Raw genomic sequence first — 538 nt, 5'->3', positions numbered from 1 at the left:
TGCAATGTTCTATAATTTGGAAAATGTCACATTTCACTTGGGTGGGCAACGTACTAAAACAAAAAACGTAGGGTACTAAGTCGGGTGATTGACACTTGTAGTCACTTCTTAATTTTCTTCTGATGCTTATGGTATGAATTGGGAAATGTCACATTTCACTTGGGTGGCACTTTAGAAGTCGATTAGTCCTAGGCTAATAAGTAGTGCCTCATCTACCTTTTTCATTAGTTCATCACTAATGTGTCCTATCTTTTCTCTAAGCCTTCTTTTGTCTATTGTTCTAACTTGTTCAAGTAGTATAACAGAATCCTTTGTTAGTCCATAGTCCTCACAGCATATTTCAACATGGGTTGGAAGCTTTGCTTTGTTTATCTGTGAAGTTATGGCCGCCACGATTACAGTAGGACTGTACCTATTTCCTACGTCATTTTGTATTATGAGTACAGGCCTTACTCCTCCTTGTTCAGAACCTATGACAGGGCTTAAATCAGCATAGAATATATCTCCTCTTTTCACCACCTGAACCATCTAATATATC

Annotated in this window: 1 protein-coding gene; it reads right to left on the bottom strand. The window is 37.9% G+C overall.

Features of this window, described 5'->3' with window-relative positions; all coding sequences use genetic code 11:
* Positions 1–171: 171 nt before the first annotated feature.
* A complete protein-coding gene (locus tag TCEL_RS00065; RefSeq protein WP_018655915.1) occupies positions 172–528 on the bottom strand; it encodes a type II toxin-antitoxin system PemK/MazF family toxin in 357 nt (118 codons plus the stop codon).
* Positions 529–538 lie beyond the last annotated feature (10 nt).

Source organism: Thermobrachium celere DSM 8682 (assembly GCF_000430995.1).
Classification (GTDB): Bacteria; Bacillota; Clostridia; order Clostridiales; family Caloramatoraceae; genus Thermobrachium; species Thermobrachium celere.
Note: the sequence above shows the minus strand (reverse complement) of the source record. Positions and strands in the feature narration are given on the sequence as shown.

Excerpts from the sequence above, each read along its gene's own strand:
- TCEL_RS00065 (WP_018655915.1), bottom strand. The coding sequence starts at position 528 with ATGGTTCAGGTGGTGAAAAGAGGAGATATATTCTATGCTGATTTAAGC.